The organism is Ohessyouella blattaphilus (genome assembly GCF_024721265.1).
Taxonomy (GTDB): domain Bacteria; phylum Bacillota; class Clostridia; order Lachnospirales; family Lachnospiraceae; genus Aequitasia; species Aequitasia blattaphilus_A.
The window spans coordinates 94,297-109,643 of sequence record NZ_JAMXOC010000004.1; the positions used below are offsets into that span (position 1 = coordinate 94,297).

Annotated in this window: 11 protein-coding genes; all 11 read left to right on the forward strand. The window is 41.5% G+C overall.

What is annotated here, in order from left to right; translation table 11 throughout:
* Window positions 1-23 precede the first annotated feature (23 nt).
* The 11 genes from NHH16_RS04840 (at window position 24) to NHH16_RS04890 (ending at window position 15,326) form a co-directional block, all read left to right on the forward strand.
* Window positions 24-1,511: a TIGR02677 family protein gene (locus tag NHH16_RS04840; protein WP_262068479.1), complete on the forward strand. Its 1,488-nt coding sequence runs from the start codon at window positions 24-26 to the stop codon at window positions 1,509-1,511.
* Window positions 1,512-2,660, forward strand: coding sequence for a TIGR02678 family protein (locus NHH16_RS04845; RefSeq protein ID WP_262068480.1), 1,149 nt, complete (start codon window positions 1,512-1,514; stop codon window positions 2,658-2,660). It abuts the gene before it with no gap.
* Complete coding sequence (locus tag NHH16_RS04850; RefSeq protein WP_262068481.1) at window positions 2,653-6,732, forward strand: TIGR02680 family protein; 4,080 nt, start codon at window positions 2,653-2,655, stop codon at window positions 6,730-6,732. Before NHH16_RS04845 ends, NHH16_RS04850 begins: the two co-directional genes overlap by 8 nt.
* 3 nt (window positions 6,733-6,735) lie before the next feature.
* Complete coding sequence (locus NHH16_RS04855) at window positions 6,736-8,079, forward strand: TIGR02679 family protein (protein ID WP_262068482.1); 1,344 nt, start codon at window positions 6,736-6,738, stop codon at window positions 8,077-8,079.
* 356 nt (window positions 8,080-8,435) lie between these two features.
* Window positions 8,436-8,675, forward strand: a complete 240-nt coding sequence (locus NHH16_RS04860) for a death-on-curing protein (protein ID WP_262064772.1) — start codon at window positions 8,436-8,438, stop codon at window positions 8,673-8,675.
* 197 nt (window positions 8,676-8,872) lie between these two features.
* Window positions 8,873-9,694 (forward strand): ParA family protein, encoded by an 822-nt coding sequence (locus NHH16_RS04865; RefSeq protein ID WP_262064773.1) that lies wholly within the window; start codon window positions 8,873-8,875, stop codon window positions 9,692-9,694.
* Window positions 9,651-10,583, forward strand: a complete 933-nt coding sequence (locus NHH16_RS04870; RefSeq protein ID WP_262064774.1) for a ParB/RepB/Spo0J family partition protein — start codon at window positions 9,651-9,653, stop codon at window positions 10,581-10,583. Before NHH16_RS04865 ends, NHH16_RS04870 begins: the two co-directional genes overlap by 44 nt.
* A gap of 6 nt (window positions 10,584-10,589) precedes the next feature.
* Entirely contained in the window at window positions 10,590-11,513 is a 924-nt protein-coding gene (locus NHH16_RS04875; RefSeq protein WP_262064775.1) for a replication initiator protein A, read from the forward strand.
* A 79-nt stretch (window positions 11,514-11,592) separates the two neighbouring features.
* Complete coding sequence (locus NHH16_RS04880) at window positions 11,593-12,276, forward strand: hypothetical protein (protein WP_262064776.1); 684 nt, start codon at window positions 11,593-11,595, stop codon at window positions 12,274-12,276.
* 139 nt (window positions 12,277-12,415) lie between these two features.
* Entirely contained in the window at window positions 12,416-12,835 is a 420-nt protein-coding gene (locus NHH16_RS04885; RefSeq protein ID WP_262064777.1) for a DUF3795 domain-containing protein, read from the forward strand.
* 151 nt (window positions 12,836-12,986) lie between these two features.
* Entirely contained in the window at window positions 12,987-15,326 is a 2,340-nt protein-coding gene (locus NHH16_RS04890; protein ID WP_262064778.1) for a VaFE repeat-containing surface-anchored protein, read from the forward strand.
* The last annotated feature ends 21 nt before the right edge of the window (window positions 15,327-15,347 follow it).

A 15,347-nucleotide genomic window follows, 5' to 3' on the forward strand; every position in this document is an offset into this window, starting at 1 on the left:
ATGGATGATAAGGAGAGGGCCCTATGCAACGAGGTGAAGAAATACGAAAACCGATTACAGAAGCGAAATATTTGAATGTGGAAAATACGGATCGCTATCGCAGTATTATTCGTTTATTCTATCTTCAGTATGAAAAGCTAAAATATTGGCTATACGCGGAGGAGGTTTTTGCTGAGATAAAAGAAGACGATTATTTTGCTGATTATACATTAGAGCAGTGCCAGCAGGACTTGCAGGTCTTAAGAGAGTGGAAGAATTTACTGGCGATGCAGGATACGAAGAAAGTATCCACTATTGAGGAATTCAAAAACAAGAAATTCCGGTATCAATTATCGGAGTTCAGTGTGGAAGTTGAGCGAATGGTCATTCGTCTGGAGAACTTACAGATTGAGGGGACCTCTTTAGAACCGACCCTATTGGAAAGACTTAGGAAGGGGTTAGGTAGGATAGCGGAGATGAGTGAGCTAAACCCTGATGAAGTATACGGTTGGTGGAGCGAGCTTAACAATAACTTTGTTCTCTTAAATCAGAATTATCAGGACTACATGCGAGATTTGAATAGTCTAAAAGCAGAAGAGATGATGAAAACAAAGGCTTTTCTACTGTTTAAGGATACCTTGATAGAATATCTTCGCGGCTTTGTCAAGAGTCTTCAATACAATATGGGGATTATCGAAAGTGAATTAAAAGATGTATCAGAGGAGACGCTTAAGCAAGTTTTCGCTAAAATATTAACCCATGAGCTATCGATACCACGTCTTGACTTTCAAATAAATGAAGAAGAAATGGCGGAGCGTATTTTCGGACGCTTCGCGAGCATAAGAAATTGGTTTTTAGGCGAGAATGGTCGCCCGGCAGAGGCAGAGATGGTCTTTGACTTAGCGAATAATATAATCCGTAAAATTACTCGCTATGCCACCCAGATAAGCGAGCAGACAGGGGGAAATGCTAATCGGCGTAGTGAATATCTTAAGTTGGCGGAGATTTTTGGGAAATGTAATGATATAACACAGGCTCATGAGCTCTCTTCGATGGTATTTGGGTTTGAGGGTGTGATGCACTTAAAAGGGGATTTTAAGCGCTCTACAGAGAGTATGAATAGCGGCGTGTATGAAGAAGAAGCAGAGATTATAAAGTTAGCGCCGCGAACGCGGGTCTACAGAGAACGGAGTGAGAAGTCACCAGTTGTTGACCATTCAAAAGAAAAGGAAATGGCAAAGGAGGCCGTGCTTCAGCGAATAGAGATGGAGCGAAAGCTACTCCGAAGTTATATTAAGGATGGCGTCCTGGAGTTTAAAGATTTACCGGTGATTAAGCCCGAGGTGCGGGATACCTTTCTTACTTGGTTGTCGAAAGCGATGGAAAATGATGATTTTAAAGGTAAGACTGAAGATGGGGAAGAGTTTGCGGTGAAGAAACCAGATGAGGGTGAGTATTGCCAGCTTCAGTGTACGGACGGGGAGTTTCTCATGCCAGCTTATCGAATCGAGTTTGTGGAAGGGGTAAAGTAAATGCGAGGAATGGAAGTTTTACTTAGTAAACGATGGATTCTCAAGGAACAAGAACGAGATCTGTACTATCGTTTAAAGGATGAAGTGGGCAAATATAAAAAGTTTTTCAATGAAAAACTTGGTTATCAGCTGCTCGTAAATCCTTATTTAATAAAACTGGATAAAGTCCCGGCGAGGCCGGTAGCGGCTCTTGGAATCAAAGAATTTACCGATATCCGCCACTATATTTTTCTGTGTCTTTTGTTGATGTTTTTGGAAGATAAGGAAGCCGGTGAACAGTTCGTCTTGTCAGAACTATTGGAATTTATCCAGACAAATTATCGGCAGGAGCAAATTGATTGGACGAGTTTTAACCATCGTCGTCTTTTGATCAAAGTAATAAAAGAAGCTCAGTCCTATGGATTAGTTAAGGTTGATGATGGCTCTCAAGAATCGTTCATCACCGATTATAATCAGGAGGTTCTTTATGAAAATCTAGGGACATCTCGTTATTTTATGCGAAATTTCAGTCGAGATATCCAAGATCTAGATAGACCAGAAGATTTTTATTCCAGTGAATGGATCGGAATGGATGAAGATCGTGGTGCGGTTCGGAGGCACCGAGTTTACCGCAAATTACTAGTGGAGCCAGGGATGTATAAAGAAAAAGGTGAGGACGAGGATTTTCTCTACCTTAAAAATCAGAGAAATTTAATTCGTAGTGAATTAGCAGGGTATTTTGACTGTGATGTTGCCGTCCACCGCACCAGCGCTTACTTACTCTTAGGTGAAGAAAGTCGCATGGGAAGAACCTTGCCGAATCAGTCGATGGTCTCAGACGTGGTTCTTTTGTGTAATGGGGAGATAGTAAAAGCGATTGCAAAGGGAGAGCTTACAACAGATATTGAAGAAAAGGTTGAGATTAATCAGTTGACCTTTAGACGGATTATTGAAGGCTGTAAAGATAAGTACGATCAATTATTTTCTAAGACATATAGGGAGCTTACAAGTTCACAATTCTATGAGCTTATCGAGGAGAATATGTTGCTGTGGGGAATCATCTCTATGAAGGACGATAAAATATGGATCTGGCCCATTGCAGGAAAGCTGATAGGCGAATACCCGGCACAGATAATTAAGCAGATAAATGAGGGAGATAAAGATGAATAGTAACTGGCAGATCCACCGAATAGGGTTATTGAATTTTTGGTATTATGATGAAGAGGAATTTTATTTTGCCGATGGCCGGATGCTTTTAAGAGGAGCAAACGGGTCCGGAAAATCTGTAACGATGCAAAGCTTTATCCCTCTTCTCTTGGACGGAAATATGCGCCCTGAGCGCTTGGATCCCTTTGGATCGAGAGCGAGGCGGATGGAGAATTATCTTTTGGAGGAAGGCGACGGCCGGGAAGAGCGCACGGGCTATCTTTACATGGAATTCAAACGCACGGACTCGGAGACGTATATAACGATTGGCATTGGTATGCGAGCTAGACGAGGAAAGTCTATGGATACGTGGTATTTCTTTCTTCAAGACAACAGACGAATCGGGAAAGAGTTCTATCTATATCGCCAAGAAGCCCAGAAAATCCCTTTGACGCAGCGAGAACTAAAAAATCGTCTAGGTGAAGGTGGTCAGGTCGTGGAAAGTCAGAAGGAATATATGGGCCTAGTTAATAAACTGATTTTTGGCTTTGAGACGGATGACGCGTATAAAGAGTTGGTGGATCTTTTGATTCAGCTACGAACGCCGAAGCTATCAAAGGACTTTAAACCTAGCATTATTAACGATATTTTGACAAACTCACTTATGCCATTGTCGGAAGATGATTTGCGCCCCATGTCAGAAGCGATTGAAAATATGGATAGCTTAAAGGCGAGTCTTGATGATTTAAAAGAAACGCAGCAAGCAGCGGCAAAAATAGCCAGGAGCTATCATAAATATAATCGCTTTATTGCTTTTGACAAAGCCCGTAAGTATAAGCAGTATTCCCAGAGGCTACAGCAAGGAGAACGAGAGCTCGCGAACTTAGAAAATCTAATTGACGAAAAAAATAAGGAAAAGGACGCATATGCGAATAAAGATATGCAGCTCAGCCAAGAACTAGTGCTTCGTGAAGAAGAGCTAGCTTCCTACGGCGAAAATGATTTGGTTAAGCTAGACAAGGAGCGGCAAAGCCTTTTGACGGATCAAGAGACGATAGAAAAAGAAATCGCCTTAAAGGAAACGACTCATAGCGGTAAGAAGGCACAGCGTCAAGAATTAGAACATCGACAGACGGAAAAACGAGGAGATGTCGAAGCTTTAGAAGATGAGATACATAAGCTTTTAGACGAGATGAGAGATGAGCTTACGCAGGCAACCTTTGACGATTACGAATTTATGGCCAATGAGCTGCAAGAGCATCTTTCAGAAACGTATAGTTTTGCTTCTCACAGAGAACTTCTAGACCGACAAATTACAAATTTACAACTAGTGAAGGACAAACTCAAAGAGGAACTACAGCTTAGGAAAAACAGTGATTTTATTGAGTCAGAAGTAGAAAAGAAACGCAGGGAGCGAGATACGCTTGAACGCAGTGAGCGGGACCTAGAGGATCAGCTGCGAACGGTTAAAAATGAGCTATTAGAGAAAATCAACCTGTGGGAGCAAGAGGCACAGGAGATTGTTGTCCCTGAAGAGAAAATGCACACTCTTTTAACGAAGATAGAAGGCTTTACGTATGAGCAAGACTATCATGAGGTGAAGAATATAATTCAGCCTTTCTATCAGGAAGCAGAAAAGGACCTACAGCTAGAAAAGGCACATTTAACTTTTGAAAAGGATCAAAATCGGAAGTTACTTGAGAAGACAGAGCAGGAGTTAACCTTGTGGCGTGAACGAACCGACCCCGTTCCCGAGCGAAGTCCGGAGCAAGTAGCAAGTCGCGAGCATCTTCGCCAGGCAGGCATCGCTTATCAGGAATTCTATAAGGTGTTGGACTTCCCGACAGATTTTTCTGAACAACAACGGAACCGCTTGGAGGAAGCTTTACTGCGAATGGGTATTTTAGATGCGGTATTAATTGATACCGAGGACTTTGAGAAAGTAAAAGCCTTTGAAGGCGGTCTAAGCGATCGCTATATCTTGACGAATACTAAGAAAGCAGATAACAATCTGGAGAGCTTAGTCGAGATTGTAAACGAAGATAACGATATTTTGCTCTATCAAAAGGTCGCCAAGGCACTGGCGGCAATCGGTTACGATGACCAGGGCGAAGTAACGGTTAAAAGCGAGGGGTATTATCAGTTAGGGCCAATAACAGGAACGTTAACGGGCGAGTATCAGGCGAGGTTTATCGGCGAAAGAGCGCGTAAGCGTTACCAGGAAGCAAAGATTGCGGAGCTTACGGTAGAGCTTGAGCAGTTAATAAAAGACAGGGAAGAGCTTGAAAGAAAAGAGATAGGGCTACAAAAGCGTATCGAGGCACTTGGACAATGTTGGGCAGAGTTTCCAAAGGGGGACGACTTACTCTTAGCCCTGCGAACTTTAGAGGATGCCAAATACGCTCTTCGCCAGGTGAAGCAAGCTTTAGATAAAGAGCAAGAACGCCTCAACGAGGTGCTTAGAAATATTGATGGTCTTCATCTGGAAATACAAAACCTGTGCACCAAAGTATATACGGTCCCTAATTTGGAAGTGGTGTCAGAGGTTCTCGAGGAGCTTTTAAGCTATAAGAAACTGCTACAAGAACTGGAGATTTCCCACAGTAAATATATAAGCATTTGCGAAATTGTCGCGACCATGGTTATTCAGCTAGAAAGCCTTGATGAAGACATAGATACAGTCCTAGTAGATATTAGAAATTTGGAAATCCGCCGTCAAAAGTTACGAGAGCGCCTAGAGGCGATAAGTGAACAGCTAGCAATTGGCGATGTGGAAGAGGTCTTAAAGAAAATTGAATTGGTTAATGTTCGCCTGAAAGAGATTCCCATAGAACAGCGAGGCATAGCCAGTAAGTTAGGAACGTTAGGCCAGCAGATTACCCAAGCGATAAGTGACAAAGAAAATAGCTTGGTAGATACCTTAAGGCTTCGCAACCAAGTGAAGGTTATTGCAGATGCTCTAAAACAAGAACTTTTTCTAGGTTATCTGAAAGAGGATTTAGCAGGTGACATTGCGGAGGGTATGGATGATATTTCTCAAGTGGCTGAGGAAATAGTAAGAAGAGAAGGAGCGCTTTTAGAACAAGAGGAGTCAGAAAAAGTTAGCCGAAATTTACAAGAGTCGTTCTTTAATAATCGTGCAGCTCTTACAGAGTACGGTCCCTCGCTACAAGAAATATTCTCTGAAAAAACATCTTGTGACGGTCAAGAATTTAGTTTTGCCAGAGTGGAAATTAATGTTCGCTACCGAGGGCAGCAAGTAAAGTTCCCTAGCTTTGCGAAGAGGGTAGATGAGGATATCGAAGAGAAAAAAGGACTATTGAGTGATAAGGAGAGGGAACTGTTTGAGGATATTCTCCTTGGTGTCATCAACCGTAAAATACGTGCGAAAATATATAGCAGCGAAAGCTGGGTTAAGAATATGAATGAGCTGATGGAAAGTATGCGTACTTCTAGCGGCATTCGTCTTAGCTTGCGTTGGCGTAGCAAAAGCGCCGAGCAAGAGGGTCAGTTAGATACAAAGGAATTGGTAACCTTGCTTAAGAAGGACCAGAAATGGATGAAGGAAGAAGAATCCGAAAAGCTCTTAAGTCATTTCCGCTCAAAGATTGAAGCGGCAAGAAAAATCTTAGAAGAAAGTGGAGGTATTCGTTCCTTTCACGGAATTGTGCGCGATATTTTAGATTATCGTCAGTGGTTTGAATTTCGTCTAGAGTATGAAAAAATCGGGGAGCGAAAGAAAGAGCTGACAGACCGTGATTTCTTTACCTTTAGTGGTGGCGAAAAAGCTATGGCGATGTATGTGCCGCTCTTCTCAGCAGTGGTGGCCAAATACGAGGCTGCTAGAGATGATGCTCCGCGACTGATTTCTCTTGATGAAGCCTTTGCTGGTGTAGATGCTACAAATATTAATGATATGTTCCGGTTAATGGTAGATTTCCGTTTTGCCTTTATTATCAATTCGCAGATTCTCTGGGGAGACTATGAAACGGTGCCTAGTTTGGCGATTTATCAGCTATTAAGAGCAGATAATGCCAAGTTTGTCACGGTTATTCGTTATACGTGGAACGGCAAAGAAAAAATGCTTGAGGGGTAAAGTATGGGTGAAGAAAGACTAGAACAGTTTGTCAGCTTTTTAAAGGCAGACCCGGGATTTGCCAGGCTTTTAGCGGCCATGCGCGAAAAATACCGAAGTTTTGGTGAGGTAAAAGGAATTTTAGTTCTAAAAAAAGCGAGTCTTGCTGAAAAAAACGCCTTAAGCGGAATGCTGGGAGTTGATTATTCAGACACAAATGAGATTCGGGTAAGTGTTAGCCGGATACTAAAAGCTCTAGAGATGACACCTTTTTCCGGAATATCCTTAGAAGAGGCTGTAACTGCCTATTTTAGTGAGGATATTCTCACGAAAAAAGAAGAACGAACCCTGGAAAAGGAATTAGAAGACGCTTTTTTTCAGGACCTCATTAATGAGTTTTCAGGAACCATAAGTAGTAGTTGGCTGCAAAGCGCTTGGCAGCGAGAGCTAGGGGAGTGGCAGTATTTACATCGCCATTACCGAGAGGACGGGGCACGTTTAAAGAAGGCTCTGAAAATTGCCATGGAAGCTGGTAACAACTTGCCAAGCACCAAGAACGAGAAAGTACAAATCCCCTTCTTTGCCGAAAGGTACAGCAGAGATCCTCATACGTTTGACTATGGTCATTTAGAGAGTAATATTCTTCTGTACATTATCGCCTTCTATCTGGAAACAGCGAGATTTGAAAAGGGACGAACTTCCTTAATACGTGATTTAGAGTTATATAGTAAAGTCGGGCTAGGCCGCGATGACATTCTTAATAACACGACGGTTTATGGTCTTAGTTGTATACAAAAGGGTGGCCACGAGCACGCGGGATGTAGAGGTTATTTGGAGGAGAAGGAACCGCAGGTATTAACCTTACGCTTAATATTGCAAACCAAAAGTATTATCGTTCCCAGGAAACGAGTGTATGTGGTGGAAAATTCGGGGGTTTTCGCGGAGTTAGTTAATCATCTTTCTTCAAGTAATCAAGCGCTAATGTGTACAAATGGTCAATTTACAACGGCTTCTTGGATACTATTAGAGAAGTTTATTCAGCAAGGAATTGAAGTGTTCTACGCCGGTGATTTTGACCCGGAAGGACTACAGATTGCGGATCGTCTTCTAGAAAGATTGCCGGAAGTACATTTATGGCGGATGTCGGTAGAGGATTACCTGGCATCTGTACCGGCGGTACCTCTTGATAAAAAGCGTCTTCAGAAATTACGGGCAATTAAAAATAAAAGTCTTAAAGATGTATGCCAGGAAATGAGAAAGCGGGAGATGGCAGGTTATCAAGAGGCGTTATGGGATAGGTATGTAGAGGATTTAATGCAGCAGGGAGATCCCGAAACCGGTGATAGTCAATCAATTAATCAGTTCTGAGCAGGCATGGTATTTACGAGAGAAGTATTTACAGATGGAGCGGGAGGGAGACATACAATGACAGTGAAGTCGATTGATTTTACCAGTTTAAAGGCAAGAGACTTCCGTGTAAAATATGCACGGAAGTAGTAAATAGACGTCTTACAAAGGGGGTTTTAGCTATGATAAAAATATTAATGGTGTGCCACGGCAGGAGATTAACTGAACGCCGATGATACGCGTGGTTGTGCGGTTTTAAGGATCTGCCTATTTGAGTTTACTAACGATTTACTAATGATTTTTTTAAAAGTGAGTTTGCCTTAGTGCGATGGCAAAATACAATGAATTAGTGTAAAGCGAAGTGAAGTGAAGTTTATATGAATGAGATAGTACTCTTTAGTGACGGAGATATCGAATTAGAAGTATCGGTTTCGCCAGAGAGCGATACAGTTTGGTTAACTCAAGATCAAATGGCAGCTCTATTTGAAAAGAATCGAACTGTAATAAGTCGCCATATAACAAATATTTTTTCAGAGGGTGAATTAGAGCAAGATACTTCCGTGCAAATTATGCACGGAAGTAGTAATAATGGGCATCGGCCGCCTCAAATTAATTAATCTATTAAATGCAGATTGGAAACAACGACAGCCCTATTTGGGGCTATTGATGTAACTGAGGATGTGATGGAGAAGATTATTTTCTGAAACCACAGATAAAATACAGGATAAGAGATATTTAACATGAATAATTAAAAGGCACTTTTCATTAAGTTGAAAGGTGCTTTTTTTGTGCCTATTTGGCAGAAAGGAGAGATATGGATAACTGTAAAATTATTGCAATTGCCAATCAAAAAGGTGGTGTTGGAAAAACCACAACAACGATAAGCTTAGGCGTTGGATTGGCTCAAAGAGGAAGAAGAGTTTTGTTGGTGGATGCGGATCCTCAAGGCGATCTCACAACAAGTTTAGGTTGTAATGATAGCGATTTAATAGATATTACGCTAGCAACCTATATGGAAGCTACCATCCGAGATATGCCAATACCGAAGGGTGGCATAGTTCATCATTATGAGGGGGTAGACGTGATTCCAGCAAATCTAGAGTTAGCAACGACAGAAATGTCACTAGTAAATGCTATGAGTCGAGAGTTCACATTGAAAAACTGCTTGGAGCCGTTAAAAGATGAATACGACTATATTTTAATTGATTGTATGCCTAGCTTGGGGATGATTACCATTAATGCTTTAGCAGCTGCAGATAGCGTGATTATTCCGGTGCAAGCTCACTATTTGCCAGCTAAGGGAATGACACAGCTCATAAGTACAATAAACAAGGTAAAGAGACAGATTAATCCGGTATTACAGATAGATGGAGCGCTTCTAACGTTGGCTGACATGCGAACAAATCTATCAAGAGAAACGGAAACAACTCTTCGAGAGAGCTATGGGGAGCATATTCGCATTTATGACACAGTTATACCTGTGGGGATAAGTGCTGCAGAAACATCGGCGCTTGGGAAGAGTATATTTCTGCATGAACCAAATAGTAAAGTGGCAAAGGCATATGAAATATTTGTTGAGGAGGTGATGAGAGGTGGCAAAAAAAGAAATCAAACTCGAACTCCCTTCTGTCGATGATTTGTTCACGACTCAAGAGGAACGAGACCAAAAGACGGCGGAACAGATTCTAGAAATACCAGTAAAGGAAATCAGCGACTTTCCTAATCATCCTTTTAAGGTACGTCTAGACAAGGAAATGCAGGACATGATAGAAAGCATAAATCAGTATGGCATACTCGTTCCTGCCATTGTTAGGGAAAAGGAGGGCGGCTCCATTGAAATGATTTCAGGACATCGGCGTAAATTCGCAGCCATAGAAGCAGGACTTTCGGTAATTCCCTGTATTAAGAAAAGTCTAACCGATGATGAAGCAATCATTATCATGGTGGATGCGAATATTCAGAGAGAGAATATTCTCCCTTCGGAAAAGGCGTTTGCGTTTAAATTGAAATTGGAGGCAATGAAGCGACAAGGCAAACGAACGGACTTAACTTCGTCTCCACTGGAGACGAAGTTAAAAAGCTCTAGATCGGATGTAGAACTGGGACGTCAAGTGGGTGAGAGTAAGGAGCAGATTCATCGCTATATACGTTTAACAAATCTAACCCCGGATATTCTGGATTTAGTGGATGAGGGTAGGATTGCTTTCCGCCCAGCGGTAGAGGTGTCATACTTGACAGAACAGGAGCAGTCAATCTTATATGACAACATCGTTCTTGAAGAGAAGACCCCATCTCTTTCACAAGCCGTAAAGATGAAAAACTTATCGAAAAAAGGTGAGCTGGATGATGAAGGAATCTTTAAAATTATGATTGAAGAGAAGGGGAATCAAAAGGAACAATTTAAGATGCCCAAAGAAAAAATAGGTCGCTATTTTCCTGAAGGGACAACTAAGGAGGTTATGCAAGATACCATCATCAAAGCCTTGGAATATTATCAAAAACGAACGAAAGAGAAAACGAGGTGATGGGAGATGGCAAATAAGATTCGTGATGCCCCGTTAGCATTTGATTATTTTTATGGGATGGAGGCCGATCAGTTCAGTTTTTTTCGAATACCCAAGTGCTTATTTACAGAGCCAGAAATGGAGAGGGTTTCAACGGAAGCAAAATTGGTTTATGGTGTGTTATTGGACCGGATGCAGTTATCCGTGCAGAATAGGTGGCTCGATAAGAACAACCGTGTTTATATAATCTACCCTGTAGATGAATTGATGGCGATGTTAAAATTTTCTAGACAAAAGATAACGAAGTATATGGCTGAACTGGATGAAAAAACGGGAGTGGGTCTAATTGAGAAAAAGCGCCTAGGCCAAGGAAAGGCGAATATCATTTACGTAAAAAACTTCATTCCTTACGAACGTCGAAGGCAACAAGATGATGTCATGAAAAAACAGAATCTTCAGAAATTCCAATATGGAATTTCTAAAGATTCCGATACGGAACTTCTAGAAGTTCCTATATGGAACGGTAATAATACTGAATATAGTGATACTGAAAAGAATAATAATCCATCTATCAGAAATGAGCTAGCTGATGAAGAATTGATTGATCGGATGAGAAGAGTAATTCAGGAGAATATTGAATATAATAATTTGATTGAACGCTCAGACCAGGCAAGTGTGGATGAGATTGTGGAGTTGATGCTAGAGGTTCTGTGTGATCAGGGGTCTAGAATTAAGATTGGGCAAAGAGAGTATTCTCTGGCATTGGTACAAGGGCAGATTATGAAGCTTAAATTTTCTCATGTTTTGTATGTTCTTGATTGCTTGAGGACTACAACAGCTAAAATCCATAATATAAAAAGTTATCTGCTAACCACGCTCTTTAATGCTTCGAAGACAATGAGTCATTACTATCAGCAACAAGTGAATCATGAGCTTTATGGAGAACCTTAGCAGGAGCCAATTTTACACCTTTTACAAAAAGTAATGGGTTATGGTATACCTAAAGAAAAGGATAAAGGGGGACAGGAATATGTTGTTTGAAAAAAGGTGTTGGCGACCAGGCTTGATTTTAAAAGTGTTATTTATACTTCTGTTTTTGCTTATCTTGGGGATTCAGGCATTTTCTAAAGAGGAGATTGTGTATACGGATGTGAAGCCGCAAATTGTTGGTGCTACAAGTGAGAAGCCGCAAGAGGGAGGTGAGCAACCAGAAGCAAAGGAAAAGAAGGCGATCACCTTCAAAGAGGTGAGTAAACAGGAGCAAAATAAAAAAGCTGATAAACAGGCCAATGTAGTAGATGCAAGTACAAAGGCGAAAGTGTCAAAGACAGCTGTGGAAGCTACAGTTCTAGCAGCAACTCATTCAAGTGAGAAAGGGATATCAAGTGAAGCTAATCAACCAAGAAGACGATGGATTGAAGGCCAGACAAAGACTAGAGAGATTCCAACGATTATACAAGAAGCTAGAACCGAAGTTATTCCAGCCGAGTATCGGACAGAATATTATATGGCATGTAGTGTTTGCCAGATAGAGCTTACCAACGATACTGTTAATTCTCACACAGAAGGACATATGCTAGCAGGTGAAGGTGGTGGCAGTTATCAAACTTCGAGAAATGTACTTGTGAGAGAAGAACAAGTTGTACAACATGAAGCAGCCTGGGGAACCAAGACGGAAGAGTATGTGGTACCAGGTTATTGGGAATATTATTAGAATTGACAGGATAGTACTATAGAGAGTGGCAAAAGGTGGTTACTACTTTTTTTAACTTAGGAATGTTATAATTAACTAACTTTGAATTTGTAAATCAGTTTAAGAAAGAAATCGTAAAAATGATAAGGGGGGAACAACCTTGAAAATGCCAGATAAAATTGAAGATATTATGCTTGCCCCCTGCGGCATGAATTGTGCCGTCTGCTATAAACATGTAGGTGTACGAAAATATGGGAAACCTTGCGAGGGGTGTTTGAAAGGTGATTTAGGAAAACCTGAACATTGCCGTAAGTGTAATATCAAAAGTTGTGCACAGGATATGGGATATGTACATTGCTTTGAGTGTGCCGACTTTTCCTGTAAACTGATTAAAAACCTTGAAAAGAGCTACAAAAAAAGATATAAAACAAGTCTTGTTGAAAATAGTATCGTAGCACATGAAAAGGGGATTGTCGGCTTTTTAGAACAAGACCGTCAAAAATGGACTTGTTTAAAATGTGGCGGTGCTTTCTCCCTCCATGATGGGGCTTGTAGTGAGTGTGGAAATACAGAACGCTAATCAATATTAAAAGCATATGACTGGCAAATTCCAGTTTGTCAGACGTATAATCGTTTAAAGATGATGAATGTATAAGGACTATCGCGCAATAGCAACCCAAAAGGCAGGTAAAAATACCTGTCTTTTTTCATGCAAAAGAAAGGAAAAAAATATGAATAAAGGAAAGTTATACCAAATTATTGCAAGTATCGTTGCAGTGATTTTTTTATGTTCGCCGATAATGATTCAAGCAAAAATGAAGAGCACTCCGATATCCAATCAGCAAAAAACAGAGATTATGAATGAGCTAGCGGAGCGTATTGGTGAAGATAAGCATAAGGCAGAAGGTCCTAGCGAGGAAAGCCTGGAAATAAAAGATGTTCCGCGCGCCAAACGCCTATTGCGAACGGGAACAGTAAACCATGTGGTAGGCCGCACAATCTTTTATGAGAGCTGGTTTACCAATTATTTTACCGCAGGTGACCGAGTTGCCTATTGTCTGCAGCCAGCCGTAGAGACGCCGCCAACTGGTAATTATGGAATCAGTCGCTACGTTCCCAATAACAGTCGCTATGCAAAAGGACTCTATTACTTATACGGTGGTCCGGGCTATCAGACTTGGTATCAAAACTTTGGCGCAATCGGTGCCAGTGGCGCTGGTTACAATGAGGACTCAGAATACACCATGACCCATGTAATGATTTCCTACATTTATGATCCCGGCGGTTCCGCATTTGTAGGCTTGAGTCAAGATATTATTCAAGCGTTAGTCCATCAAGTGAGTCTACTAGACCAATTGCCAGACGCACCATGGACCTTTCAAGCATTTGTGTATAACGAAGACGGTGCCGGTCAAGTGATGGGTGGTTCCTCTTATACCCCGAACGGAAAAGTAAAGATTAAAAAGGTGTCTGCGAACCCAGAGATTACCGAAGGCAATGGCTGCTATTCTTTTGAGGGAGCAGAGTTTACGGTCTTTAAAGCGGGCACCAATGACGTGGTGGGAACACTGGTTGCAGATGCAGAAGGGAATACAGGAGAGCTTGAAGCACTAGAGGGCGAGTATCAAATTCAAGAGACGAAAAGCCCGAAAGGATATCTCTCAAAAGTCGACCGCGTATCGGTAACTGTTACTCGGGAGAAGACCGCAACAGTAGAAATCAAAAATGTTCCGGGCAATGACCCTATAGGGATGCTGCTAGGAAAGATAGATGCAGAAACCAATAAGGATAAGCCTCAAGGAACAGCGAAACTAATAGATGGTGAGTTTACCGTTAAATACTATGATGTACTCCTAAGCGATGCAGAAAAAGATGTAGACCCAGGAACAAAAGGATATGAGCCTAAACGCACATGGATATTTAAGACGAATGAGAACGGGTTTGCCAATCTACACGGCGCCTATCAGATTGGTGGCGATGCTCTTTACTTGAGTAACGGTATGCCAACGGTTCCTTTTGGTACATTAACAGTACAAGAAACAAAGGCGCCGTCAGGGTATCTATTAACGGATAAAGAGGGAAAGACTCCCGGTGTTCATGTAAGAAGGATTATTCCAGATGAACACGGACAACCGGTCTATGAATATAATGTGCCTCTGCAAGAGGACCAGGTAATCCGAGGAGATCTAAAAGGAGTAAAGGTTTCTGATGGTGACCAAAAGCGAATGGCTTACGTTCCGTTTCGAATCACATCGGTAACCACAAAAGAAAGCCATGTAGTAGTTACCGATAAGAACGGACAATTCAGTACATCGTCCCAGTGGAATCTGCACTCAAATAATACCAATCGAGGAGAGGAGCCAACAGATGGTATCTGGTTTGGTGAACTTACCACATTAGACGATAAAAGAGGAGCGTTAATCTACGATACCTATCTAGTAGAAGAATTACCTTGTGAGGTAAATGAAGACCGTGTATTACTTGAACCGATTGAAGTCACCATTAGTAGAGAGATGACCACCATCGATTTAGGTACCATCACCAATGATTACAAATCTGTTCCAGCCATTGGTACGAAAGCAAAGGATAAAAAGACAGGAACTCAGGAAGCACTCGCCGAGAAAGAAATGATCTTTGAAGATGAAGTTCGCTATGAGAATCTAACGAAGGAACTTGAGTATGAGCTACGAGGCATCTTGATGGATAAAGAAACGAAGAAGCCACTTCTTATAAACGACAAAGAAGTGACGGCGACAAAGACCTTTCAGACAAAGGAAATGAATGACACGGAAATCATGACTTTTACCTTTGACGGAAGCGCACTTGGTGGAAAAGATATTGTCGTGTTTGAAGAACTGTACCTAGACGGAAAACTAGTGGCTAGTCATGCGGACATCGAAGATAAAGATCAAACGATTCGGATTAAGGAGCCAGAAAAGCCGGCAGAACCAGTGAACCCACCGAAGGAAGTAGTAAATACCGGAGATGGTGCCAATATTATCATTCTCTTGGCCTTTGCTCTAGTGAGTGCAATCGTAGCTATCGTTATCTTAAAAAAGAGAAGGAAATAGTAGGGGAGGGGCCTTGTGCCC

Coding starts and splice junctions, on each gene's coding strand:
- NHH16_RS04840 (WP_262068479.1), top strand. CDS start 24: ATGCAACGAGGTGAAGAAATACGAAAACCGATTACAGAAGCGAAATAT.
- NHH16_RS04845 (WP_262068480.1), top strand. CDS start 1,512: ATGCGAGGAATGGAAGTTTTACTTAGTAAACGATGGATTCTCAAGGAA.
- NHH16_RS04850 (WP_262068481.1), top strand. CDS start 2,653: ATGAATAGTAACTGGCAGATCCACCGAATAGGGTTATTGAATTTTTGG.
- NHH16_RS04855 (WP_262068482.1), top strand. CDS start 6,736: ATGGGTGAAGAAAGACTAGAACAGTTTGTCAGCTTTTTAAAGGCAGAC.
- NHH16_RS04860 (WP_262064772.1), top strand. CDS start 8,436: ATGAATGAGATAGTACTCTTTAGTGACGGAGATATCGAATTAGAAGTA.
- NHH16_RS04865 (WP_262064773.1), top strand. CDS start 8,873: ATGGATAACTGTAAAATTATTGCAATTGCCAATCAAAAAGGTGGTGTT.
- NHH16_RS04875 (WP_262064775.1), top strand. CDS start 10,590: ATGGCAAATAAGATTCGTGATGCCCCGTTAGCATTTGATTATTTTTAT.
- NHH16_RS04880 (WP_262064776.1), top strand. CDS start 11,593: ATGTTGTTTGAAAAAAGGTGTTGGCGACCAGGCTTGATTTTAAAAGTG.
- NHH16_RS04890 (WP_262064778.1), top strand. CDS start 12,987: ATGAATAAAGGAAAGTTATACCAAATTATTGCAAGTATCGTTGCAGTG.